Origin of the sequence: Escherichia coli DSM 30083 = JCM 1649 = ATCC 11775 (genome assembly GCF_003697165.2) — a bacterium.
GTDB lineage: Bacteria > Pseudomonadota > Gammaproteobacteria > Enterobacterales > Enterobacteriaceae > Escherichia > Escherichia coli.
In genome coordinates, this window is sequence record NZ_CP033092.2 from 4,122,014 (window position 1) to 4,145,282 (window position 23,269).

Here is a 23,269-nt window from a genome sequence, read left to right on the forward strand (position 1 = left end):
TATTCATCCTCATTATTTCAACCATAATCACTGGTCTCTCCAGCCCGTAACTTTCACAAACGTTGAGCGCTTTTATTCCACTCGGCTCACATAATTTTTTATTTGTTCAGCTTTGCGCGTTTTCACGTGAACGTTCTCACAATTATTCGACCAGTCTGCGCCTATAAAACGCTCAACGAGTGATTGTTTTACGGTCTACGGAGATAGCTATGTCATTTTCTGTGCAGGAAACCCTGTTCTCGCTTTTGCAGCACAATGCGATTTCAGGACACGAAAACGCTGTCGCTGACGTCATGCTGTGCGAATTCAGGCGTCAGGCAAAAGAGGTCTGGCGAGACAGGCTTGGGAATGTCGTCGCGCGCTACGGTAGTGATAAACCCGATGCGCTGCGACTGATGATTTTTGCGCATATGGATGAAGTCGGTTTTATGGTGCGCAAAATAGAGCCGTCTGGATTTTTACGCTTTGAACGCGTAGGCGGTCCTGCGCAGGTCACTATGGCTGGTTCCATCGTCACCCTCACCGGGGACAAAGGGCCAGTCATGGGGTGTATCGGCATTAAGTCCTACCACTTTGCCAAAGGCGACGAGCGCACGCAGTCACCTTCTGTCGACAAACTGTGGATTGATATTGGTGCCAAAGACAAAGACGACGCTATACGGATGGGCATTCAGGTCGGTACGCCTGTCACTCTGTATAACCCGCCGCAACTCCTGGCAAACGATCTGGTGTGCAGTAAAGCACTAGACGATCGTCTGGGCTGTACTGCCCTGCTCGGTGTAGCGGATGCTATCAGTACTATGGAGCTTGATATCGCCGTTTATCTGGTGGCTTCGGTACAGGAAGAATTTAATATCCGCGGCATTGTTCCCGTATTACGCCGTGTAAAACCTGACCTGGCGATTGGTATTGATATCACTCCATCGTGTGACACCCCTGATTTACACGATTATTCCGAGGTCAGGATTAATCAGGGCGTTGGGATCACCTGCCTGAACTACCATGGTCGGGGAACGCTGGCCGGATTAATCACGCCTCCTCGCCTGATACGGATGTTGGAACAGACGGCTCTTGAACACAACATTCCGGTGCAGCGAGAAGTGGCTCCCGGCGTGATAACAGAAACCGGTTATATCCAGGTTGAGCAGGATGGTATTCCCTGCGCCAGTCTCTCTATTCCTTGTCGCTATACCCATTCTCCGGCGGAGGTTGCCAGCCTGCGTGATTTGACTGATTGCATCCGCCTATTGACCGCTCTGGCAGGTATGTCAGCAGCACATTTCCCCGTTGAGCCTGATTCAGGCACTACACAAGAGGCACATCCATTATGAAAAAGATCCTTGTGGCATGCGGTACCGGCATGTCGACTTCAACCATGATTGCACACAAGCTGCAAGAGTTCCTGACTGAACAGGGCATTTCAGCCACTACCGCCCAATGCTGTCTGAATGAGATCCCTCTTAACTGTAACGGTATGGACCTTATTGTAACCTCCATGCGAACCAACAGTGATTACGGCATCCCTACGCTTAATGGCGCCGCCCTGCTCACAGGGATCAACGACGACGCGTTAAAACAACAAATCAAGGCTCTGTTAACTCAATAAAAGGAGGCATTATGTTTGATTACATCCTGTCTCTCGGCGGTACCGTTTTCGTCCCTATCATCATGATCGTGATTGGCCTTATCTTCCGCATCCCCTGGCTGCAGGCGATTAAGGCAGGGGTAACGGTTGGGATTGGTTTTGTCGGTATGGGACTGGTGATCGTCATGGCGATCGACAGCCTCAGTCCCCCTATCAAAGTGATGATTGAGCGTTTCGGCCTAGCCCTGCATGTCTTTGACGTTGGCGCAGGCCCTGCCTCCGGCGTTGGTTATGCGACAGCCATTGGCGCCATGATTATCCCAGTTATTTTTCTTCTCAATGTCGCCATGCTGGTCACCCGTCTGACCAAAACGATGAACGTCGATATTTACAATTACTGGCACTACGCCATTACGGGTACGGTGGTCCAGCTTATGACCGGTAGCCTGATTTATGGTGTGCTGGGGGCAATCTGCCATGCGGCGCTATCGTTAAAAATGGCCGACTGGACGGCAAAACGGGTACAGAACATCGTCGGGCTGGAAGGTATTTCGATACCGCAAGGCTACGGTTCCAGTTCAGTACCGCTTTTCGTTCTACTTGATGCTATCTATGAAAAAATCCCTTTCATGAAGGGACGCAATATCGATGCTCAGGAGATCCAGAAACGCTACGGCATGGTCGGCGATCCGGTGATTATCGGCGTAGTGCTCGGTCTGATTTTTGGCCTGGCGGCTGGTGAAGGCTTTAAAGGTTGCGCCAGTCTGATGATTACCGTTGCGGCAATCATGGTGTTGTTCCCGCGCATGATCCGCCTGATTGTTGAGGGCCTGCTGCCCATCTCCGACGGTGCAAGAAAGTTCTTCCAGAAATATTTCAAAGGACGTGAAGTGTATATCGGTCTGGATACTGCTGTGACGCTGGGGCATCCAACCACCATTGCTGTCGGTCTGCTACTGATACCCATTATGTTAATTCTGGCCAGCATTTTACCGGGCAACAAAGTGTTACCCCTCGCAGACCTGCCGGTAGCACCGTTCTTTATCTGTATGGCTACGGTTATCCACCGCGGAGACCTGGTCAGGACGTTGATAAGCGGGGTCATCGTGATGATTACCGTCCTGCTGATCGCCACCCAGTTCGCGCCTTACTTCACTGAAATGGCGCTCAAAGGCGGTTTCAGTTTTGCCGGTGAAAGTGCGCAAATCTCAGCGTTGTCCGTGGGCAATATGTTCGGTTGGTCGATTTCTGAATTGATGTCGCTTGGGATTATTGGCGTTGTCGTGGCGGTCGGTATTGTCGCCAGCGTCGTGCTGTTCTTACGTAAACGTGAATTATCGGAATAAGGAGTACTTTCAATGAGTTGGCTGAAAGAGGTTATTGGGACGGAAAAAGCGGTCATCGCCATGTGCCATCTACGTGCATTGCCCGGCGACCCGAGTTTTGATGCGCAGTTGGGGATGAACTGGGTTATCGACAAAGCCTGGGACGATCTGATGGCGCTCCAAAATGGTGGGGTGGATGCAGTCATGTTCTCCAACGAGTTTAGTCTTCCCTATCTCACGAAGGTGCGTCCGGAAACCACTGCGGCAATGGCACGAATCATCGGGCAATTAATGAGCGATATCCGCATCCCGTTTGGCGTGAATGTTCTGTGGGATCCGGTCGCCTCATTCGACCTGGCGATGGCTACCGGCGCTAAGTTTATCCGCGAGATATTTACCGGTGCCTATGCCAGCGACTTTGGCGTCTGGGACACTAACGTCGGTGAGACCATCCGTCATCAACACCGGATTGGTGCAGGCGAAGTGAAAACCTTGTTCAATATCGTCCCAGAGGCCGCCGTGTATCTGGGCAATCGCGATATCTGTTCTATTGCTAAATCGACAGTATTTAACAACCATCCTGATGCGCTCTGTGTTTCTGGCCTGACCGCCGGGACGCGTACCGACAGCGCGCTGTTAAAACGGGTCAAAGAAACGGTGCCTGACACCGTCGTGTTGGCCAACACGGGCGTCTGCCTGGAAAACGTGGAGGAACAACTCAGTATCGCCGATGGCTGTGTGACCGCAACCACCTTTAAAAAGGACGGCGTTTTTGCCAATTTCGTTGACCAGGCGCGAGTCAGTCAGTTTATGGAGAAAGTGCATCATATACGCCGATAAGATGGGGATAAGCAGAGCGCTTATCCCCGGCAAAGAGCAATAACCCTTCTGCGATCCCTGCCGCCTTCGTCAAAAGTATCGACGGGGATCGCTACCAGATTAACCCGAATCGGCATGGAGTCAACGACGGATGATTAACGATATTAAATGGGTACAGGCACAACGTAAAGCCACCGACTGGCGTCAGGCCGTGGAAATCGCCACCCGCCCGCTGGTAGCCTATGGTGCCGCGCAGCCATGCTACGTTAATGGGATCATCGAAAATACCCTTAACTGGGGGCCTTATTATCTGATAGCCCCAGGAATCGCCTTGCCTCACGCCCGACCAGAGCAAGGCGCAAACTATAATCAGGTCAGTATCACCACGCTACGCACCCCGGTCGCCTTTGGTAACGAGGAGTGCGACCCCGTCTGGCTGCTTCTCTGCGTCAGCGCCACGGATGCCAACGCACATATTTTGACCATTCAGCGCATCAGCCAGTTTATTGATTCGCCACAACGCTTAACGGCAGTGGGAAATGCCAGCACAGACGATGCACTGTTTGCGCTGGTATCAGGTTAACGGAGGCGCTTATGATCCTGCACCCTTCTCTCGCCAGCGCAAATCCTCTGCACTATGGTCGTGAGCTGACGGCATTGGACAATCTGGATTTTGGGAGCCTGCATCTGGATATTGAGGACAGCAGCTTCATTAACAACATTACGTTTGGGATGAAAACGGTGCAGGCCGTCGCCAGACAGACGCCTCATCCCTTGTCCTTTCATTTCATGCTTGCCCGGCCACAGCGCTGGTTTAACGCGCTGGCTGAAATCAGACCCGCGTGGATCTTCGTTCATGCAGAAACGCTGGACTATCCTTCGGAAACGTTAACTGAGATCCGCCATACCGGCGCACGAGCCGGACTGGTATTTAATCCGGCAACCCCGATCGACGCCTGGCGATATCTGGCGTCTGAGCTGGACGGAGTGATGGTGATGACCAGTGAGCCCGATGGGCAGGGACAGCGGTTTATTCCCTCCATGTGCGAGAAAATCCAAAAAGTACGCACGGCTTTTCCTCAGACCGAGTGCTGGGCCGACGGTGGAATTACGCTGGCAGCTGCACAGCAACTGGCAGCAGCTGGGGCGCAACATATGGTGATTGGGCGCGCCCTGTTCTCTTCATCTGACTATCGCGCGACCTTAGCTCAATTCGCCACCCTGTAAGAGGAGATTGTTTCTGATGAGCCAACAGAGACCTGACCGTATCAAACAGATGCTGCACTACCTGTGGCAACATCGTCACCTCTCCACACAGCAGGCCATGGAGCTTTTTGGCTATGCGGAAGCGACTGTCCGTCGTGATTTCCAGTATATTGTCAACCAGTATCCAGGCATGATCCGCGGTCACGGTTGCCTGGACTTCGACGACAGTACAGACGACAAAGAGTACGTCTTCGACGTGAAACGTACATTGCAATCTGTGGCGAAAAGAGAAATAGCTGCCCTTGCCCGAACAATGATCAAAGATGGCGACTGCTTTTTTCTCGACTCCGGCTCAACCTGCCTTGAACTGGCGAAATGCCTGGCCGATGCGCGGGTAAAGGTCATCTGCAACGACATTAAAATCGCCAATGAACTGGGCTGTTTTCCCCATGTGGAAAGTTACATTATCGGAGGACTGATTCGCCCAGGTTATTTTTCGGTAGGAGAGAGTCTGGCGCTGGAGATGATCAATGCCTTTTCCGTAGAACGTGCGTTTATCTCCTGCGATGCGCTGTCGCTGGAGACGGGGATCACCAATGCCACCATGTTTGAGGTCGGGGTGAAAACACGGATTATTCAACGCTCGCGTGAAGTTATTCTCATGGCCGATCACTCAAAATTTGATGCCGTTGAGCCGCATGCTGTAGCAACACTATCATGTATTAAAACGATCATCAGTGACAGCGGGTTACCTGAGACTATTGCACAGCGTTATCAGCGAGCCGGATGTCAGTTGTTTTTACCTCATTCAATAAAGTGATAAGTAAGTTCATTCGAGAGGGATTTCAAGCAAAAATAATCAATGGCACCCAATAGAAAATATTGGCGATGCGCTCGAACGAATAAAGAAGCTCTAGGCGCAATCCACACACTACGATGTTGCAACAACACGCCATCTACTTTTTATTCTCATTCACTAAATGTGGCTGTTCTGGATTCATTATTCAAAGTGTGTACAAGATCACATTTAATCACATCATTACGGTTCAGCATGCTGAACAAAGCATATTTTCCACTATGTAATGCCGATACCATTTATTCCATGAGCAAGGAGGAGCCATTATGGTTCGCAAAGGGTGTAATTCATTAGTCCGTGCTGAAAAAATATTAACCCACATTGCATGGGTTGGTATGGCAAGTTATATGGAGTTATTAAATAAATTCCAGTACCCCAAAAGCAGCCTGCTTAATTTATTGAATGTAATGGTGGATTGTGGTTTCTTAATTAAAAACAAAAACGGCTACTATTCACTGGGAATAAAAAACTACGAATTGGGTTGTCAGGCGTTACACCGTCAAAATATATTTGAGGTGACTAAGCGGCCAATGCAGGAGTTGTCGCTGAAAAGTGGACTGGTTTGTCATCTTGGGGCGATGGAGAGCATTTCGGCTATCTATCTCGACAAGATCGAAAGTCCGGACTCTGTACCGACGAGCAAAAGCTGGATTGGCAAAAAACTTGAGTTGCATATTACCGCGTTGGGTAAGGCATTATTAGCCTGGAAGACACGAGAAGAACTGGATTATTTTTTAGAAGCACTCACGTTAACTCCACATACGCGCAATACATTTACCGATAAAAAATTGTTTCTGGAAGAATTACAAAAAACACGCCTTCGGGGATGGGCCATAGACAACGAAGAATCAACCTATGGGGCGGTATGTTTAAGTATGCCGGTATTCAATATGTATAACAGAGTTAACTATGCAATCTCACTTTCTGGCGATCCGGTAGTTTATTCAGGAAATAAGATAGACAGCTATCTGGAATTGCTCCGGAAATGCGCTGAGCAAATATCATATGGGCTGGGATACAGAAACGAAAATGAGCACTTACGAAAAGGAAACTGAGGTAATGAAAAAATTCAGCGGCATTATTCCACCGGTATCCAGCACGTTTCATCGTGACGGAACCCTTGATAAAAAGGCAATGCGCGAAGTTGCCGACTTCCTGATTAATAAAGGGGTCGACGGGCTGTTTTATCTGGGTACCGGTGGTGAATTTAGCCAAATGAATACAGCCCAGCGCATGGCACTCGCCGAAGAAGCTGTAACCATTGTCGACGGGCGAGTGCCGGTATTGATTGGCGTCGGTTCCCCTTCCACTGACGAAGCGGTCAAACTGGCGCAGCATGCGCAAGCCTACGGCGCTGATGGTATCGTCGCCATCAACCCCTACTACTGGAAAGTCGCACCACGAAATCTTGACGACTATTACCAGCAGATCGCCCGTAGCGTCACCCTACCGGTGATCCTGTACAACTTTCCGGATCTGACGGGTCAGGACTTAACCCCGGAAACCGTGACGCGTCTGGCTCTGCAAAACGAGAATATCGTTGGCATCAAAGACACCATCGACAGCGTTGGTCACTTGCGTACGATGATCAACACAGTTAAGTCGGTACGCCCGTCGTTTTCGGTATTCTGCGGTTACGATGATCATTTGCTGAATACGATGCTGCTGGGCGGCGACGGTGCGATAACCGCCAGCGCTAACTTTGCTCCGGAACTCTCCGTCGGCATCTACCGCGCCTGGCGTGAAGGCGATCTGGCGACCGCTGCGACGCTGAATAAAAAACTACTACAACTGCCCGCTATTTACGCCCTCGAAACACCGTTTGTCTCACTGATCAAATACAGCATGCAGTGTGTCGGGCTGCCTGTAGAGACATATTGCTTACCACCGATTCTTGAAGCATCTGAAGAAGCAAAAGATAAAGTCCACGTGCTGCTTACCGCGCAGGGCATTTTACCAGTCTGAGGAGAAACTCATGTCTGTTCGCAATATTTTTGCTGACGAGAGCCACGATATTTACACCGTCAGAACGCACGCCGATGGCCCGGACGGCGAACTCCCATTAACCGCAGAGATGCTTATCAACCGCCCGAGCGGGGATCTGTTCGGTATGACCATGAATGCCGGAATGGGTTGGTCTCCGGACGAGCTGGATCGGGACGGTATTTTACTGCTCAGTACACTCGGTGGCTTACGCGGCGCAGACGGTAAACCCGTGGCGCTGGCGTTGCACCAGGGGCATTACGAACTGGACATCCAGATGAAAGCGGCGGCCGAGGTTATTAAAGCCAACCATGCCCTGCCCTATGCCGTGTACGTCTCCGATCCTTGTGACGGGCGTACTCAGGGTACAACGGGGATGTTTGATTCGCTACCATACCGAAATGACGCATCGATGGTAATGCGCCGCCTTATTCGCTCTCTGCCCGACGCGAAAGCAGTTATTGGTGTGGCGAGTTGCGATAAGGGGCTTCCGGCCACCATGATGGCACTCGCCGCGCAGCACAACATCGCAACCGTGCTGGTCCCCGGCGGCGCGACGCTGCCCGCAAAGGATGGAGAAGACAACGGCAAGGTGCAAACCATTGGCGCACGCTTCGCCAATGGCGAATTATCTCTACAGGACGCACGCCGTGCGGGCTGTAAAGCCTGTGCCTCTTCCGGCGGCGGCTGTCAATTTTTGGGCACTGCCGGGACATCTCAGGTGGTGGCCGAAGGATTGGGGCTGGCAATCCCACATTCAGCCCTGGCCCCTTCCGGTGAGCCTGTGTGGCGGGAGATCGCCAGAGCTTCCGCGCGAGCTGCGCTGAACCTGAGTCAAAAAGGCATCACCACCCGGGAAATTCTCACCGATAAAGCGATAGAGAATGCGATGACGGTCCATGCCGCGTTCGGTGGTTCAACAAACCTGCTGTTACACATCCCGGCAATTGCTCACCAGGCAGGTTGCCATATCCCGACCGTTGATGACTGGATCCGCATCAACAAGCGCGTGCCCCGACTGGTGAGCGTACTGCCTAATGGCCCGGTTTATCATCCAACGGTCAATGCCTTTATGGCAGGTGGTGTGCCGGAAGTCATGTTGCATCTGCGCAGCCTCGGATTGTTGCATGAAGACGTTATGACGGTTACCGGCAGCACGCTGAAAGAAAACCTCGACTGGTGGGAGCACTCCGAACGGCGTCAGCGGTTCAAGCAACTCCTGCTCGATCAGGAACAAATCAACGCTGACGAAGTGATCATGTCTCCGCAGCAAGCAAAAGCGCGCGGATTAACCTCAACTATCACCTTCCCGGTGGGCAATATTGCGCCAGAAGGTTCGGTGATCAAATCCACCGCCATTGACCCCTCGATGATTGATGAGCAAGGTATCTATTACCATAAAGGTGTGGCGAAGGTTTATCTGTCCGAGAAAAGTGCGATTTACGATATCAAACATGACAAGATCAAGGCGGGCGATATTCTGGTCATTATTGGCGTTGGACCTTCAGGTACAGGGATGGAAGAAACCTACCAGGTTACCAGTGCCCTGAAGCATCTGTCATACGGTAAGCATGTTTCGTTAATCACCGATGCACGTTTCTCGGGCGTTTCTACTGGCGCGTGCATCGGCCATGTGGGGCCAGAAGCGCTGGCCGGAGGCCCCATCGGTAAATTACGCACCGGGGATTTAATTGAAATTAAAATTGATTGTCGCGAGCTTCACGGCGAAGTCAATTTCCTCGGAACCCGTAGCGATGAACAATTACCTTCACAGGAGGAGGCAACTGCAATATTAAATGCCAGACCCAGCCATCAGGATTTACTTCCCGATCCTGAATTGCCAGATGATACCCGGCTATGGGCAATGCTTCAGGCCGTGAGTGGTGGGACATGGACCGGTTGTATTTATGATGTAAACAAAATTGGCGCGGCTTTGCGCGATTTTATGAATAAAAACTGAAAGCATAAATAAAAACATCCAGACACCTGAATTATCCGACTCTGCATCATTCGTTATTTGCTCAGTCGGATAATGATGGGTCGCTACCCTGTTATGAGAGGACGTTATGCCACTAATTATCGTTGTGGCAGGGATTGCTTTACTCCTGCTTTTAACCATAAAAATTAAGCTTAATACGTTTGTTTCGTTAATTATTGTCTCGATTGCTGTCGCCATCGCCAGTGGTATGGATTTGAGTAAAGTCGTCACCTCAGTCGAATCCGGACTTGGCGGTACGCTGGGCCATATTGGTTTGATATTTGGCTTCGGTGTTATGCTCGGTCGCTTGCTGGCCGATGCGGGTGGTGCGCAGCGAATAGCGCTGACCATGCTGAATTATTTCGGGAAAAATAAACTTGACTGGGCAGTGGTCTGTTCGGCGTTTATTGTCGGTATCGCACTTTTTTTCGAAGTCGGTTTAATTCTTCTGGTACCTATTTTATTCGCTATTGCCCGTGAAGCAAAAATATCACCGATGTTTATGTGTGTGCCGATGCTTTCTGGTTTGCTGGTCGCACACGGTTTTTTGCCGCCGCACCCCGGCCCGACTGTTATCGCCAGGGAATATGGCGCTGATGTAGGATTGGTACTGATATACGGTATCATTGTCGGCATTCCAACCTTTATTCTTTGCGGCCCGGTATTGAATAAATTCTGCCAGCGCATTATTCCGGACGCCTTTAAAAAAGAGGGGAATATAGCCTCTCTCGGCGCGACCCGCCGATTCAGCGAAAGCGAAATGCCAGGCTTTGGGATCAGTTTTCTCACGGCAATGCTGCCGGTGATCCTGATGGCGGTTGTCACCATCATCCAGATGACTCATGCCAAAAGTGCCGCGGATTCAGGCTTATTTTACAACGTGATACTGTTCTTAGGTAATTCAACGATCGCCATGCTGATTTCACTGCTATTCGCGATCTATACCATGGGCCTGGGGCGCGGGAAAACAATCCCTGACCTGATGGATTCTTGCGGAAAAGCTATCGCGGGTATTGCCGGTCTGCTGCTGATTATCGGTGGTGGTGGTGCATTCAAGCAAGTTCTCATCGACTCTGGCGTTGGTCAGTATATTTCCACCCTGGTTTCGGGTATGGATATTAACCCGATCCTGATGGCCTGGGGCGTGGCCGCATTCCTGCGTATTTGTCTGGGTTCAGCCACCGTCGCGGCGATCTCTACCGCCGGTCTGGTCATCCCATTGTTGGCAGTACATCCCAATACCAACCTGGCCTTGATTACGCTGGCTACCGGTGCCGGATCCTGTATTTGTTCTCACGTTAACGATGCCAGTTTCTGGATGATTAAAGACTTTTTTGGCCTGACCACCAAAGAAACGCTGTTATCCTGGACGCTGATGTCCACACTCTTATCCATCAGTGGGCTGATTTTTATTCTGCTCGCCAGCTTAGTTTTATAATCGGGTTCTTGCCAGTGAGCCAACCTGTTGTTCACTGTCCCCCATAATTTAGTGAGTGACGGCAACCGTCTGCACGGTGACGAATCGCTGGCGATCAAAAAGGGGCGATATTGAACCTTCGATTATGCTTGATGGGTGTATTCTCAGTAATACTGTAAAGCCGGAGCATGTCTCCGGCTTTACAGTATGGGGGAACAGCGGGCGATCGCTCAAATGGTATGCTGGTTTATTTCATGTAAAAGAATAAAATATCTGTATAAAATCATGCCACTGGCAATCTGCATCAACTCTCCGGGTAAACAGGGTTAAGATGAGCATTTCCCCGGTTTAATACAGGTATACAAAAGTGGATAGAGATCAAACAAACAGCAGCCTGTTCAATGATGATCCCGTACTTCATGCAACATGGCTGTACTATCAGGAAGGCAAAAGCCAGACTGAAGTTGCAGCTATCATGGGGGTGTCCCGCGTCACGGTTGTCAAATACCTGCAAACAGCCCGGGAAAATGGACTGGTTCATATCAACCTGGATGTGAATGTCTTTGGCTCTATCGACGCTGCTTTGCAAATTCGCGATAAATTCAATCTCCAGAGAGTGATCATCGTGCCGGATGGCGAACATGCCGGAAAACGTGATGATACAAAGCTGATGCGGACTCGCCTTTCACGTGCCGGTGGCATGTATCTGAATCAGGTGATTGAGAATGGTGATGTGCTGGGGGTTGCCTGGGGAAGAACAATCCATCAGATGAGCAAAACCATGACGCCGAAGTCATGTAAAAATGTCACCGTTATACAGATGCTCGGTTCCATGCCATCTCAGCCAGACCTGACGATCATTGAATCCTCATCGCAAATCGCCTACAAGCTTTCAGGCCGTGTCGCCTCGCTGCACGTGCCCGCCGTGGTATCAAGCGCCAGACTGGCCATGGAGTTACAGGCAGAGCCTATTATTCGATCGAATTTTGACGTTCTGACTCGCTGTACGAAAGCCTTTTTTGTCGTGGGTAACGCGCTTGATGAAAATCCCCTGATTCGGGTGGGCGTGCTGAATAAGAAGGAAATGCAGACGTATCGGGATTTAGGCGCAGTAGGTGTCATTTGTGGTCGCTTCTATGACAAGGAAGGGATGCCCGTCGTGGCTGATGTTGACCAGCGTATTCTGGGAATCAGTCTGGCTCAGCTAAGGCAGATTGAACGGAAGATCTTCCTTGCTGGTGGGGAAAGAGGCTATGACGCAACGTTGGGTGCCCTGCTGGGAGGATATGTCACGGACCTGATTGTTGATGAAGGAACGGCAGAGTTTTTGCTGGCGTGTGAATTACCACACTAAAAGAATGAACAACTGCCCCATGTAGATATGGGGCAGGATTTTATTGATTAGCGGCGATAATAAGAACAATACCCACAATGTATGAAATAAACATGGTCAGCAGCAGTTTATTGGTTCCGGCTGGCGCACTGGCAAATTCTCTCCAGATGAAGACTCCCCAGATCACGGCAATCATTGTGGCCCCCTGTCCCAGACCGTAGGAAATGGCATACCCCGCCTGACCAGACGCAATCAGACTGAATGCCAGACCGACACACCAAATCATACCGCCCAGCCAGCCGCAAACATGATCCCGTAAACTCCCGGAAAAATACATTTTCCCGTTGACCGGTTCTCCTGAAATAGGTTTTTTCATGACCAGCCTGTTAAGGACAAAGTTCGACAAAAACAGCCCCACGGCAAACAGAACAAGTGCTGAGTAAGGCGTCATCAGACCGCTGGCAGGCTGGCTGAAATTGTCAGACATGGAGTCCGCCAGGAAGCGGAAAAACCATCCCATGATGATACCCGCCAGAATGGCAGTAATGAGACCTTTATTACGGCGAGATTTATCCGCCTCCTGCGTGACACGACCATAGGCTATCGCGGTAAAAATAATGGCGATCACAACGCAGACGACACCGAGGAACAGAATGAGCGGATCGCCCTGCGGATTGCCGATATAGGTGGTGATCACACCCAGAGCCAGTGCCAGCCCCACACCCACAGGAAAAGCTACCGCCATACCGGCAAGATTAATAGAAGCGACCAGAAGAATATTGGAAATATTGAAGATAATCCCTGCCAGTATTGCCGACATCAGACTACTGCTGCTCGCCTGCTGAATATCAGGTATAAAACTGCGACCGGCTTCGCCCATAGAACCCAGCGTGAAGGCAAATAACAAAGAACACAGCAATAATCCAATTGAATAATCCCAATAGAATAGAGGGAACTCCCATTTTTTATTGCTGACAAGTTTAGTTGTATTCGCCCATGAACCCCAGCAAATCATGGTAATAAAACACATTATTATGGCGACAGCATACGATTCCACGATAAACATAAATAACTCCTTGTGGTAGTTATAATCAATCGTTGTGGACAGAGGGAATAGCAGCCATTCTGCGAATGGCTGTCATATGTTATTAATTAAAATAAAGCTGTAATTACGCTTTCAAACCATACGTTTTGAATTTTTCAAGGACGATGGTCATTTCGGCTTCAGACAGCACGGGAACATCGTGATGTAATCCGCCACATTTGATGTATAAATCAGCCAGCGTCTCGGTTTCACCCGCCAGCCACAACGTCTTTTCCAGCGTGACGTCCATGGCCAGCATACCGTGGTGCTGCATCAGCAAGGACTTACTTTCTCTGATTCCTTTAGATACACCGTCGGCCAGTTCAGGACTGCCAAAGGTATAATAGGGAATACAGGGAATATGATCCGTCCCCGATACCGCCACCATATAATGAATGGCCGGAATTGAATGATTATGTATTGCCACCGCCGTGGAATTCACCGCATGCGTATGTATGACAGCATTCAATTCTGGTCTGGCTTTATAACACGCCAGATGAATTAACCATTCACTTGATGGTATTTTACCCGCTTCAGGTTTTCCCTTATCGTCTACAAAGACAATCATGTCCGGCGTCATCTTTGAATAAGCGATCCCACTCGGCGTAATCAACATGCCACCGGTATACCTGGCACTCACATTACCTGATGTTCCTTGATTAAGACCTGACGCATTCATTTCCCGACAAGTGGAAATGATTTTTTCTGCTAACTTAATCCGTTCCATTCCTGATCCTTAATAGCAATGGCCGCTGTTTTAATGCTGTTCCCCCTGGAGTGCTTTACTCTTCAGGTCAGCAAACATATCCGCCAGCGCTGACTTACTGGCAGCACAGACTCCCCGCTCAGTAATGAAGCCGGTAATGTATCGGGCAGGCGTGACGTCGAAAGCGTAGTTCCCACAACGGGTTCCTTCAGGGGCGGTATTGACCCAGCTCAATTCTCCCTGAGGGTTTATCCCATAGACATGGGACTGCTCTTTTCCGTCACGTTGCTCAATCGGAATGCTTTTTCCGTCCTCGATAGTCCAGTCAATAGTGGGAGAAGGTAACGCGACGTAGAAGGGAACATGGTTATCATGGGCCGCCAGCGCCTTAAGATAGGTACCAATTTTATTACAGACATCCCCTCTGGCCGTGGTTCGATCGGTCCCAACAATGCAGAGATCAACGTCACCGTGTTGCATCAGGTGGCCACCCGCGTTGTCGGCGATCAGGGTGTGAGGAATACCGTGTGAGCCCAGTTCAAATGCCGTGAGTCCGCCCTGATTACGTGGCCGCGTTTCATCCACCCAGACGTGAACAGGGATTCCGTTTTCATGCGCTTTGTAGATGGGAGAAAGCGCGGTTCCCCAGTCTACAGTCGCCAGCCAGCCTGCGTTACAATGTGTCAGGATATTGACCACACTCCCGGCCGGTTTTTTCTGGGCTATTTCGCGGATGACTTCTGCACCATGTAATCCAATTTGTTCACACAACGCGACATCTTCCTCGGCAATTTCTGCCGCCAGCGCCCAGGCCACATCCTTGCGCTCTGATACACAGAGATCCTTCAGTGTGTCTATCATCCTGTCGAGGGCCCATTTGAGATTAATTGCCGTTGGTCGGGTTTTGATAAGAAGGTCATAGTAACGCTGCAGACCCATGTCACTGGCATCGTGATTCATTCCCAGCGCGATGCCATAGGCTGCAACGACACCAATAAGCGGAGCGCCACGAACCCACATATCCTGAATAGCCGTAGCGGCCATTTCCGCAGAGGTAAGCGCCACCACCTCGAACTTAAAAGGCAACTTAGTCTGATCGATGATTTCTACCGCTTTTCCATCCCCGGAAACCCAGACCGTACGATAGTGTTTACCTTTAATATTCATAATGACCTCTTACTTAACCTTCGCAGACTGGATGACGGAATCCATATTTTTAAACTGGCGGGCATTGACGATAAGATCGCGCGCCATGGTCAATGCACGTCGTTCACATCCTGCGCGAAGCTCTGTATTTTCAATCTGTTTCAGCTCGGCAACGCCAGCAAAACCAATGATCCGGCGATTCATTTCCATGCCGGCATTCACCAGGGAATCTTCAAGCAGCGTGGCAAAAAACTGATCCTGTGCGTCCTCAAGAGCGGCCCTGTTCTGTTGATACATTTCTGTCGACCACGCGTCGCCCTGTGTTTTGTTGTCCCAGAGCTGGCGGAACTCCCGGGTGAAAACGGACCAGGTTTGGACAATCTGCTGAAGCAGCCATTCCTGATAGTCAGCGCGACGTTGCTCATTCGCATCCCACCCAGGGCGTGAGAAGTACGCCAGCAGGAGGTTGCCAATATAGTTGCCGATATCAAACGCCATTGGCCCCATGAAACCGAACTCCGGATCAATCACTTTGGTATCCGTGTCGGTCACCATGATTGAGCCTGAATGAAGGTCGCCATGTAACAATGCCTGCGCTTCTGTCATAAATTTGTACTTATAACGCATGGCAACCTGGATCATCTCTACATCAGCCCAGGCCTTATGGACGGCATCGTCCAGCTCAGGAGAAGTCCAGTTATTCCGTTCAGCGTTGTAATAGGGCTCTGTGAAGATCAGATCTTCCGTAATTTTGCACAGCTCATGATTCAACGCGAACTCGGCAGTAAGCGCTTTTTTCTGTTCTGCTGACATGCCAATGTCAGACGTATTGAAGAGAGTCTGTGCTAAAAATCTGCCGATATCTTCAGCTAGTTTAGGGAATTTTTTACCGTTAATCAGTTCCTTACGCAGAATCACGTGAGGAGTCAGATACTCCATGGCAAACAGCGCCATTTCCGGGTCGTAAAAATAGACCTGCGGAATCAGTGTGTGACCCGCGTACTTGGCTTCCTGACATAAGACGTTGTACTCAAAGCCCGCACGGCTCAGAGATAAAGGCCATCCTTCGCCCCCGGCACGAAGCCAGGGCAGAGCTTGTTTTACAATGATGGTTTTATGTGTCCCCTCAACGATAAACACCATGTTCAGGTTTCCGTCCCCCACTTCTGAAACTTTCCACTCTTCAGGTAACCCTCCCGGTTCGCATGAAGGGGTCAGTCTGGACGAGAGATAACCCGGCAGCGTGTCACATGTCAGCGGCTTGTAACCTGATGGAATTGAATCCGTCATAACAGTTCTCCTTGTCTACACAGAATGATAATCAACTTGTCATGTGACAACTATACATTATCAAATGTAAAATTATTTGTGACACATGTAGATTTTTTGAACTGTATAAAATTAAAAATGATGTCGTATGGAGTCATGATCCTTACAGGAATCAGCAGAGGAAAACATCTATTATTACCATGTAATTCATGTTGTTATGTCGCAACAATAGTACTGCACGGGGAATTATTACGGGCAAACTTAGGCGAAAGGAAGTACTGAAGTGACAGAATAAATCACACTTTTTGTACATATGTACTTTTCTATTGTCTTTTGTTGTGGAAACAAATGGTGTTTGTCATGCCGATGCTAATAGACAGATAGATTCGAGGGCCAACAGCCCCATCATCATGATGGAGCAACAGAGGTGAGTCTAACGTTTCCGCACTTCTTATCGATCGGCACTAACGATCAATATCGATAAACTGATCTATCAAAACGATTATCTTTCTTGCAACCTGCCTAGTTATCCTTCTCTTACATTGCTCGCAGAAAAGCCCTTTTATTACGGTTAGTTATCTAGCTGAGGCTTGCTACGCCCATTTTCCATGTACCCCAAATCACGAGGTCACAAAGGCGCGGAAAGATGAAGGGATGTGCACGTTGCAACAAAAAAAAGAAGCGTCCTTGAACAGAGGCTCTCACTCGATAAAGAATTCTGCGACGAGTGCTTATTCGATATCGATGAGGAAATCAGGGAATGCTGGTCCAGTAACCGGGTGAGCAGTGTCTGCCAGATGGTGACGGGAGACGGGCAGCACGATACCTCCCGTACATGCGTGTCGGGTAATGTTTTCATACTGAAGATTTTCCTGATATGCAGAGATAAAAAATGGGACAGTGGCGTGGTGAAAACACCAGGCCGGAGCAGAAGGTTATTCTGGTGGTTTACTTTTTCGTTTCAGGTGTCGGATAAACAGCCAGATAAACGTAACCACAGGAGCCGAGGGTGTCGGCTTCACAGGTCAGCCCCTTCGCATACAGTGTCACGGTATGCTGATGGCGGGGATTCAGTTCACCACTGGTGAGCATTAATTTCAGTTGTTTCATCAGCAGCGGAAAGGCCTGGTCCAGAGGGTACGCATCCGCATCTCTGAACCGGCCTCTGATACCGGCACGGTCGGCAAGGTAATGCAACCGGTTACCCTCCTGCACCAGACGGGCGCCGAAACAGGGCGTCACTGTGCAGGGTAGTCCCCACCAGGGATGGTCGTCATTGTCATCGGGATGCGTTGTCCCGGAAAGTGTGTCTGACACGATAAAATCCTCACAGAAAATCGGTGAATGATAGTTTAACGATGACGGGTGCGTATTTTCATGAAAGGAGATCACTCAATAACTTCCATCGAGATCGGGTAATAACATTTGAACAGATCGCTGAATAACATCGATGGAGATCACTTTTGACTCATTTTGTTATTCAGTGATCTCCATCAATGTTATTGGAACTTCACAGGTGTGTTGATCTGTATCTTTTGCCATTCCGGTAAAGGATACCTATGCCAACAGTTCCAATTTCTATGAGAAAACTTAAAGAAATTCTTAGGCTTAAATACGGTGTTGGACTCAGCCATCGACAAATTGGTCGTAGTCTTGCAATCTCCCCTTCCGTTGTATCCAGATATGCTAATCGGGCGGCTCAACTTGGCATAAAGCAGTGGCCCTTACCTACAGGATGGGATGATACAAAACTAAAACATGCGTTCCTTCAGACCCAGGTTAAGATGAAGAAGCACTCTCTGCCTGACTGGGCTACAGTACACCGGGAACTGCGTAATAAATGCGTGACGCTGCAGCTACTCTGGGAAGAATACTGTGAGCGTAATCCAGGCGGTTTTTACAGCTATAACCATTACTGCCGGATGTACCGTGAATGGCTCAAAACCACTTCACCATCAATGCGTCAGGTACATAAAGCTGGCGAAAAACTTTTCGTTGATTACTGTGGACCTACCGTTGGCGTTACCGACCCTGAGACCGGAGAAATAAGAACTGCTCAGGTCATCGTAGCTGTTCTCGGGGCATCAAGTTACACATGGGCAGAGGCCACCTGGTCTCAGCAGCTTGAAGACTGGGTGATGAGTCATGTTCGCTGCTTCCAGTGGTTGGGTGGCGTTCCTGAACTTGTTGTTCCGGACAATCTGAAAAGCGCCACATCCAGGGCATGTAAGTATGATCCTGACGTTAACCCTACCTACCAGCAGATGCTTGAGCATTATAATGTCGCAGTTTTGCCTGCGCGGCCACGTAAACCGAAAGATAAAGCCAAAGCTGAAGTTGGCGTTCAGGTTGTTGAACGCTGGATCATGGCCCGAATCAGGCATGAGATCTTCTACAGCCTTGCATCGCTTAATCAGCGCATTCGGGAGTTGCTGGAAAGACTGAATAACAAAATAATGCAGAAGTTGGGTTATTCACGTGCAGAACTCTTCATCCAGCTTGATAAACCCGCACTGAAGCCTCTTCCTGAAGCCAGTTACAGTTACACCCTGGTGAAGAAAGTCAGAGTTCATGCCGATTACCACGTGGAAATCGACAAACATTACTACTCGGTTCCATGTTCGCTGTTAGGCCAGCAACTGGAAGCATGGATCTCCGGAGAACTGGTAAGACTCTTCAATCAGGGGCAGGAGGTTGCTGTGCACCCGCGCAAGCGTACTTATGGCTACAGTACCCGCAACGAGCACATGCCTGAAGCTCATCGACAGCATGCCACCTGGACGCCAGAGCGTCTTCTGGAATGGGCGGGGCACATAGGCAGTGAAACTCATAGTTATGTGCTTCATATACTGAACTCTCGTCCACATCCGGAACAAAGCTATCGCTTCTGCCTTGGACTCCTGAACCTTCATAAAAAATACAGTAAAGCCAGACTTAATGCAGCATGTGCAAGAGCTCTGAAAACAAAGGTATGGCGTCTGTCAGGTATTAAATCGATCCTGGAAAAAGGTCTGGATAAACAACCTGTTCAGGATCCAAAACCAGATCTGTTATCCACGATGGAACACGAAAACGTACGCGGCAGTGAGTATTACCACTGATACGGGATCCAATGATGAATCATCTTTACGAACAACTGACCGCACTTAAACTCACCGGCTTCCGTGATGCGCTTAAAAAGCAACTTGCTCAGCCGGGCACATACCAGGAGCTGGGCTTCGAAGAACGCCTGTCATTACTGACAGCAGAAGAACTAACCTGCCGTGAAAACAGGAAGGCAGAGCGTCTGATCAAACATGCACGGTTCAGACTTAATGCTGAGTTATCAAAGCTGGATTATCGTAACAATAGAGGGCTGGACAGGGCCCTCATCCGTTCACTCAGTCAGGGAAACTGGTTAACCCTGAAACAAAATATTTTACTGACCGGGGCCACCGGCAGCGGTAAAACGTTCCTGGCATGTGCACTTGGTCATAATGCCTGCCGACAGGGATACAAGGTCTACTATTATCGCCTTAAAGCGCTGATGGAACAGTGCTATCAGGGGCATGCTGATGGAAGATACAGCAAACTTTTGACCAGGCTGAATAATAGCGATCTGCTGCTTCTGGATGACTGGGGGCTGGAACCTCTCTCATCAGAACAGCGTAGCGACCTGCTGGAAATAGTGGATCTGATGTACCAACGAGGCTCAATCATCGTAGTGAGCCAGTTGCCGGTGGAAAACTGGTACAAAATGATCGGAGACTCCACACATGCGGATGCCATCCTAGATCGACTGGTTCATGGCAGTATCAAGATCGAACTTAAAGGAGAATCAATGCGGAAAATACAATCACCGTTGACCGAAGGAGATCAGTGAAGGTAATTTAAAAACGGTTCTGTGAAAGTGACACGAACCGATCTCCATCGATGTTACTCACCGATCTCCTTCACGGTAATACGCAACGGGTCAGCCGGCGCGCAGACCGGCTTCGGTAAAGGTGTATTCGTTGATGAGCAGGACCTCATCCACAGCGGCGTCTGAGCTCAGCCAGTCGTACTCGTTTTCCGGGTGACGGAACATCAGTTCAGGGTGACGCTCATCAGCCGGACATACGGACCAAAACTGTCCTTACGGCGTTCTGCAAACACGGCCAGCACACCGGGAATATCCTGCACTTCACGACCGGTATACGCTTCAGCACTGCCGTGCCAGCGGTATTTGCCGGTACAGAACGGAAAAAAACGGGATGCCGGATGCTGACGGTGAATACGCATGGCTTCGCCACGGGTGATGATTTTCATAGTGGGATACCTCTGAAGACAGAAGATAAAAGTGAAAACAGGTGTGATGTGGTTGTGACGGGTTAAAGCAGACCATATTCGGCAAAGGAGAAAACCTGGCTGCCACCGACTATCAGATGGTCCGGCACCCGGATATCCACCAGGCCCAGTGCCTGTACCAGACGTTCCGTGATAAGGCGGTCTGCCTTGCTGGGTGTGACTTCACCGGACGGGTGATTGTGTGCCAGCACCACAGCAGCGGCATTGTGATACAGGGCGCGTTTAATCACTTCCCGGGGATGGACTTCCGTGCGGTTGATGGTGCCGGTGAAGAGGGTTTCACCGGCAATCAGCTGATTCTGGTTGTTCAGATACAGCACCCGGAACTCTTCACGCTCCAGTCCCGCCATGTTCAGAATCAGCCATTCTCGTGCCGCACGGGTGGAGGTGAAGGCCACGCCGGGTTCATGAAGATGGCGGTCCAGGGTTTTCAGGGCCCGTTGAATGAGGCTGCGCTCGCCGGGCGTCATGTTTCCGGGCAGAAAGGAAAGCTGTTGCATTGTACTTCTCTCCATTCAGTCGATGATGCGCATAATGGCGCTGCATTCCGGATGCTGCAGGGCGTAATCCCGCAGCCGGTAATAATGGACCGTCATGGCATAACACTCCGTACGACAGGCATGATGACTGTACGTCATCAGACAGGCAGCAATGCCGGCAGCTTCCGGACTCATTTCAGCGCGGTTACCGTTCATGGCATTGAACAGTACCCATGTTTCGTCATCATCGTCATCCGGTTCGGGTGCCATAAATGCCCCGCCGTTGTTCAGGGTGTACAGATTCCAGATACCACCGCAGTAGTCTTCGCACAGACGGTCCATCCAGCCGAAGACACGGGGCTCCAGGGTCACCCACTGTGGAATGAGGCCAAAGTGCTGCGGCCAGAAGCTGATGCGCTGTTCATCAGGGACGAGGGTGGCAACCAGTTGTTGCAGGTCAGTCTCCGGTGCTGAGACCGAAGAGGTGGTGTTCTGAGACAATGTTTTCATGTGTGAAATCCTTGTAATGTGAATAAATGAGAGGGAGTAAAGGTCGGGAGCTGGCAACATCACGTTCATCACTGACCGTGATGACCCGGTAATATCAGGGATGAATGATATTCGGCTGAAATTCCGGACAGCCGTACGCGTAACCGTTCCGGTCACAGACGGATGGCCAGATGCCATTGCCTGTATACTCAGTCTGCACAGACTGATTTCTCCGGGACGGTAAATCAGACGGGTACACCAGGCGCACAGGTCATCATCAGAAATGGAACGACACCCCGGCAGCGCCTCCGGGGCGTCGGGTGATTCTGGTGCCTGAATCACGCTTTCAGGGACATGCTGCATCAGCGCAGGCTCTCCAGCAGCGTTTCTGCCATTACCCACAATGCGCGGTTGAGCTTAATATCGGTGTCGATGTTGTGAATGGCACGGGTGTGGATACGTTTTCCTTTTGCACTGCGGCCGGAAATTCCGCCTTTCAGCATATTCTCCTGGATGGTCTGATATGCGCTCCACAGGTCTTTACCGTAATCCTCCCTGCGTCGTGGTGTCAGAATGTCAGCGGTGGTGACCGGCTGATGTTCGTCACCATAACGGTAAGTCAGTGCCGCCTGTGCCAGCGCCTGGCGTGCCGGTGGCGGCAGGACCAGCGACTGCATGGCATCACGCTTTTCCTCAATCCGGTCAAAAACCCCCACCACTTCGTAAGCCCCTTCGATAACTTTCTCCACCACATTTCCCCGGTGTGGAACACGCACTTCCCCCAGAGACTGACCGCAGACGCAGCCATTCTGGCAGACGAATCTGAAGTAACCCGGCAGCATCTGGTAGCTGGAGGTACCGTCATGAGAGTTGAGCAGAATAATTTCAGGGACATGTTCTCCGTTTATCTCTCCGGCCCGCCGCAGACGCAGCATGTGTTTTGTGTATCCCCGGCGGCCCGGGTCGCGCACGCGGGTCTGGCAGGCGAAGAATGGCTGAAAACCTTCCTGCTGCAGGCTTTCCAGTACGGTGATGGTGGGAATGTACGCATATCGTTTACTGCGGGAAGTATGCCGGTCTTCACCGAAAATACTGGGAACATAGTGCATCAGTTCTTCGTGTGTCAGCGGACGGTCACGGCGTATCTGGTTCGCATAACCAAAACGACTGGCTAGTCGCATAATTTGCTCCTTATCGGTGGTTACGATTTACTGGTGTAATAAATGAAAAAGCCACGTCTCCCGGAGAAGACGCGGCCTGACAGATGA

Annotated in this window: 23 protein-coding genes and 1 pseudogene; 14 read left to right on the plus strand and 10 right to left on the minus strand. The window is 50.2% G+C overall.

Going from position 1 to position 23,269, the window contains the following annotated elements; genetic code table 11:
- The first annotated feature begins 209 nt into the window (after positions 1–209).
- The 12 genes from sgcX to yjhU all read left to right on the plus strand — a co-directional run bounded on the left by sgcX (position 210) and on the right by yjhU (position 12,523).
- Positions 210–1,331: a M42 family metallopeptidase gene (gene sgcX, locus EAS44_RS21180; RefSeq protein WP_000010829.1), complete on the plus strand. Its 1,122-nt coding sequence runs from the start codon at positions 210–212 to the stop codon at positions 1,329–1,331.
- A complete protein-coding gene (gene sgcB / locus EAS44_RS21185) occupies positions 1,328–1,606 on the plus strand; it encodes a PTS sugar transporter subunit IIB SgcB (RefSeq protein WP_000722973.1) in 279 nt (92 codons plus the stop codon). Before sgcX ends, sgcB begins: the two co-directional genes overlap by 4 nt.
- 11 nt (positions 1,607–1,617) lie before the next feature.
- Entirely contained in the window at positions 1,618–2,931 is a 1,314-nt protein-coding gene (gene sgcC, locus EAS44_RS21190; protein WP_000460843.1) for a PTS sugar transporter subunit IIC SgcC, read from the plus strand.
- 12 nt (positions 2,932–2,943) lie between these two features.
- Positions 2,944–3,750 (plus strand): BtpA family protein SgcQ, encoded by an 807-nt coding sequence (gene sgcQ, locus EAS44_RS21195; protein WP_000118626.1) that lies wholly within the window; start codon positions 2,944–2,946, stop codon positions 3,748–3,750.
- Positions 3,751–3,880: 130 nt separating this feature from the next.
- The gene (sgcA, locus tag EAS44_RS21200; protein WP_000606406.1) at positions 3,881–4,312 is read left to right on the plus strand and encodes an SgcA family PTS sugar transporter subunit IIA; all 432 of its coding nucleotides are present in this window, start codon (positions 3,881–3,883) and stop codon (positions 4,310–4,312) included.
- A gap of 11 nt (positions 4,313–4,323) precedes the next feature.
- Entirely contained in the window at positions 4,324–4,956 is a 633-nt protein-coding gene (gene sgcE, locus EAS44_RS21205) for a ribulose-phosphate 3 epimerase family protein (protein ID WP_000600622.1), read from the plus strand.
- Positions 4,957–4,972: 16 nt separating this feature from the next.
- Positions 4,973–5,755, plus strand: coding sequence for a DeoR/GlpR family DNA-binding transcription regulator (gene sgcR, locus EAS44_RS21210; protein WP_000082780.1), 783 nt, complete (start codon positions 4,973–4,975; stop codon positions 5,753–5,755).
- Between the two features lie 302 nt (positions 5,756–6,057).
- Positions 6,058–6,846, plus strand: a complete 789-nt coding sequence (gene yjhI, locus EAS44_RS21215; RefSeq protein ID WP_000251798.1) for an IclR family transcriptional regulator — start codon at positions 6,058–6,060, stop codon at positions 6,844–6,846.
- Positions 6,847–6,850: 4 nt separating this feature from the next.
- Positions 6,851–7,756: a dihydrodipicolinate synthase family protein gene (gene yjhH, locus EAS44_RS21220; protein ID WP_000714563.1), complete on the plus strand. Its 906-nt coding sequence runs from the start codon at positions 6,851–6,853 to the stop codon at positions 7,754–7,756.
- A gap of 10 nt (positions 7,757–7,766) precedes the next feature.
- A complete protein-coding gene (gene yjhG, locus EAS44_RS21225; RefSeq protein ID WP_000116326.1) occupies positions 7,767–9,734 on the plus strand; it encodes a xylonate dehydratase YjhG in 1,968 nt (655 codons plus the stop codon).
- Positions 9,735–9,840: 106 nt separating this feature from the next.
- Entirely contained in the window at positions 9,841–11,190 is a 1,350-nt protein-coding gene (gene yjhF / locus EAS44_RS21230) for a GntP family permease (protein ID WP_001128363.1), read from the plus strand.
- 346 nt (positions 11,191–11,536) lie between these two features.
- On the plus strand, positions 11,537–12,523 hold the full coding sequence (gene yjhU, locus EAS44_RS21235; protein WP_000373366.1) for a sugar-binding transcriptional regulator: 987 nt from the start codon (positions 11,537–11,539) through the stop codon (positions 12,521–12,523).
- 40 nt (positions 12,524–12,563) lie between these two features.
- Here the strand turns inward: yjhU and EAS44_RS21240 are convergent, their stop codons facing one another.
- From EAS44_RS21240 to EAS44_RS21265, 6 genes and pseudogenes are all read right to left on the minus strand, one after another.
- Positions 12,564–13,568 carry a GRP family sugar transporter gene (locus EAS44_RS21240; protein ID WP_000471147.1) on the minus strand — a complete coding sequence of 335 codons (1,005 nt, stop codon included), beginning with the start codon at positions 13,566–13,568 and terminating at the stop codon, positions 12,564–12,566.
- A 103-nt stretch (positions 13,569–13,671) separates the two neighbouring features.
- Complete coding sequence (locus EAS44_RS21245) at positions 13,672–14,313, minus strand: L-fuculose-phosphate aldolase (RefSeq protein WP_000439687.1); 642 nt, start codon at positions 14,311–14,313, stop codon at positions 13,672–13,674.
- A gap of 30 nt (positions 14,314–14,343) precedes the next feature.
- Positions 14,344–15,459, minus strand: a complete 1,116-nt coding sequence (gene mtnA, locus EAS44_RS21250; protein WP_001022014.1) for an S-methyl-5-thioribose-1-phosphate isomerase — start codon at positions 15,457–15,459, stop codon at positions 14,344–14,346.
- 9 nt (positions 15,460–15,468) lie between these two features.
- A complete protein-coding gene (gene mtnK / locus EAS44_RS21255) occupies positions 15,469–16,728 on the minus strand; it encodes an S-methyl-5-thioribose kinase (RefSeq protein ID WP_000132327.1) in 1,260 nt (419 codons plus the stop codon).
- A 739-nt stretch (positions 16,729–17,467) separates the two neighbouring features.
- A pseudogene (locus EAS44_RS21260) lies at positions 17,468–17,566 on the minus strand (TA system toxin CbtA family protein); the annotation flags it as partial.
- A gap of 89 nt (positions 17,567–17,655) precedes the next feature.
- Positions 17,656–18,024, minus strand: a complete 369-nt coding sequence (locus EAS44_RS21265) for a type IV toxin-antitoxin system YeeU family antitoxin (protein WP_001295723.1) — start codon at positions 18,022–18,024, stop codon at positions 17,656–17,658.
- Positions 18,025–18,266: 242 nt separating this feature from the next.
- On the opposite strand from EAS44_RS21265, the gene istA reads away from it, so the two are divergent.
- Both istA and istB read left to right on the plus strand, forming a co-directional pair.
- Positions 18,267–19,808 (plus strand): IS21-like element ISEc12 family transposase, encoded by a 1,542-nt coding sequence (gene istA, locus EAS44_RS21270; protein ID WP_001298859.1) that lies wholly within the window; start codon positions 18,267–18,269, stop codon positions 19,806–19,808.
- A 14-nt stretch (positions 19,809–19,822) separates the two neighbouring features.
- Positions 19,823–20,569, plus strand: coding sequence for an IS21-like element ISEc12 family helper ATPase IstB (gene istB / locus EAS44_RS21275; protein WP_001016257.1), 747 nt, complete (start codon positions 19,823–19,825; stop codon positions 20,567–20,569).
- Positions 20,570–20,772: 203 nt separating this feature from the next.
- On the opposite strand, the gene EAS44_RS21280 is transcribed toward istB, so the two are convergent.
- From EAS44_RS21280 to EAS44_RS21300, 4 genes are all read right to left on the minus strand, one after another.
- Entirely contained in the window at positions 20,773–20,994 is a 222-nt protein-coding gene (locus tag EAS44_RS21280) for a DUF987 domain-containing protein (RefSeq protein WP_000692333.1), read from the minus strand.
- A 62-nt stretch (positions 20,995–21,056) separates the two neighbouring features.
- Positions 21,057–21,533: a JAB domain-containing protein gene (locus EAS44_RS21285; protein WP_001186789.1), complete on the minus strand. Its 477-nt coding sequence runs from the start codon at positions 21,531–21,533 to the stop codon at positions 21,057–21,059.
- Positions 21,534–21,548: 15 nt separating this feature from the next.
- Positions 21,549–22,022 carry an antirestriction protein gene (locus EAS44_RS21290; RefSeq protein ID WP_001411480.1) on the minus strand — a complete coding sequence of 158 codons (474 nt, stop codon included), beginning with the start codon at positions 22,020–22,022 and terminating at the stop codon, positions 21,549–21,551.
- A gap of 341 nt (positions 22,023–22,363) precedes the next feature.
- Positions 22,364–23,182, minus strand: a complete 819-nt coding sequence (locus EAS44_RS21300) for a DUF932 domain-containing protein (RefSeq protein ID WP_001234651.1) — start codon at positions 23,180–23,182, stop codon at positions 22,364–22,366.
- Between the last annotated feature and the right edge of the window lie 87 nt (positions 23,183–23,269).

Bases quoted from the DNA above. Each gene is read 5' to 3' on its own strand.
- sgcX (WP_000010829.1), top strand. From the start codon at position 210: ATGTCATTTTCTGTGCAGGAAACCCTGTTCTCGCTTTTGCAGCACAAT.
- sgcB (WP_000722973.1), top strand. From the start codon at position 1,328: ATGAAAAAGATCCTTGTGGCATGCGGTACCGGCATGTCGACTTCAACC.
- sgcC (WP_000460843.1), top strand. From the start codon at position 1,618: ATGTTTGATTACATCCTGTCTCTCGGCGGTACCGTTTTCGTCCCTATC.
- sgcQ (WP_000118626.1), top strand. From the start codon at position 2,944: ATGAGTTGGCTGAAAGAGGTTATTGGGACGGAAAAAGCGGTCATCGCC.
- sgcA (WP_000606406.1), top strand. From the start codon at position 3,881: ATGATTAACGATATTAAATGGGTACAGGCACAACGTAAAGCCACCGAC.
- sgcE (WP_000600622.1), top strand. From the start codon at position 4,324: ATGATCCTGCACCCTTCTCTCGCCAGCGCAAATCCTCTGCACTATGGT.
- sgcR (WP_000082780.1), top strand. From the start codon at position 4,973: ATGAGCCAACAGAGACCTGACCGTATCAAACAGATGCTGCACTACCTG.
- yjhI (WP_000251798.1), top strand. From the start codon at position 6,058: ATGGTTCGCAAAGGGTGTAATTCATTAGTCCGTGCTGAAAAAATATTA.
- yjhH (WP_000714563.1), top strand. From the start codon at position 6,851: ATGAAAAAATTCAGCGGCATTATTCCACCGGTATCCAGCACGTTTCAT.
- yjhG (WP_000116326.1), top strand. From the start codon at position 7,767: ATGTCTGTTCGCAATATTTTTGCTGACGAGAGCCACGATATTTACACC.
- yjhF (WP_001128363.1), top strand. From the start codon at position 9,841: ATGCCACTAATTATCGTTGTGGCAGGGATTGCTTTACTCCTGCTTTTA.
- EAS44_RS21240 (WP_000471147.1), bottom strand. From the start codon at position 13,568: ATGTTTATCGTGGAATCGTATGCTGTCGCCATAATAATGTGTTTTATT.
- EAS44_RS21245 (WP_000439687.1), bottom strand. From the start codon at position 14,313: ATGGAACGGATTAAGTTAGCAGAAAAAATCATTTCCACTTGTCGGGAA.
- mtnA (WP_001022014.1), bottom strand. From the start codon at position 15,459: ATGAATATTAAAGGTAAACACTATCGTACGGTCTGGGTTTCCGGGGAT.
- mtnK (WP_000132327.1), bottom strand. From the start codon at position 16,728: ATGACGGATTCAATTCCATCAGGTTACAAGCCGCTGACATGTGACACG.
- istA (WP_001298859.1), top strand. From the start codon at position 18,267: ATGCCAACAGTTCCAATTTCTATGAGAAAACTTAAAGAAATTCTTAGG.
- istB (WP_001016257.1), top strand. From the start codon at position 19,823: ATGAATCATCTTTACGAACAACTGACCGCACTTAAACTCACCGGCTTC.
- EAS44_RS21280 (WP_000692333.1), bottom strand. From the start codon at position 20,994: ATGAAAATCATCACCCGTGGCGAAGCCATGCGTATTCACCGTCAGCAT.
- EAS44_RS21285 (WP_001186789.1), bottom strand. From the start codon at position 21,533: ATGCAACAGCTTTCCTTTCTGCCCGGAAACATGACGCCCGGCGAGCGC.
- EAS44_RS21290 (WP_001411480.1), bottom strand. From the start codon at position 22,022: ATGAAAACATTGTCTCAGAACACCACCTCTTCGGTCTCAGCACCGGAG.
- EAS44_RS21300 (WP_001234651.1), bottom strand. From the start codon at position 23,182: ATGCGACTAGCCAGTCGTTTTGGTTATGCGAACCAGATACGCCGTGAC.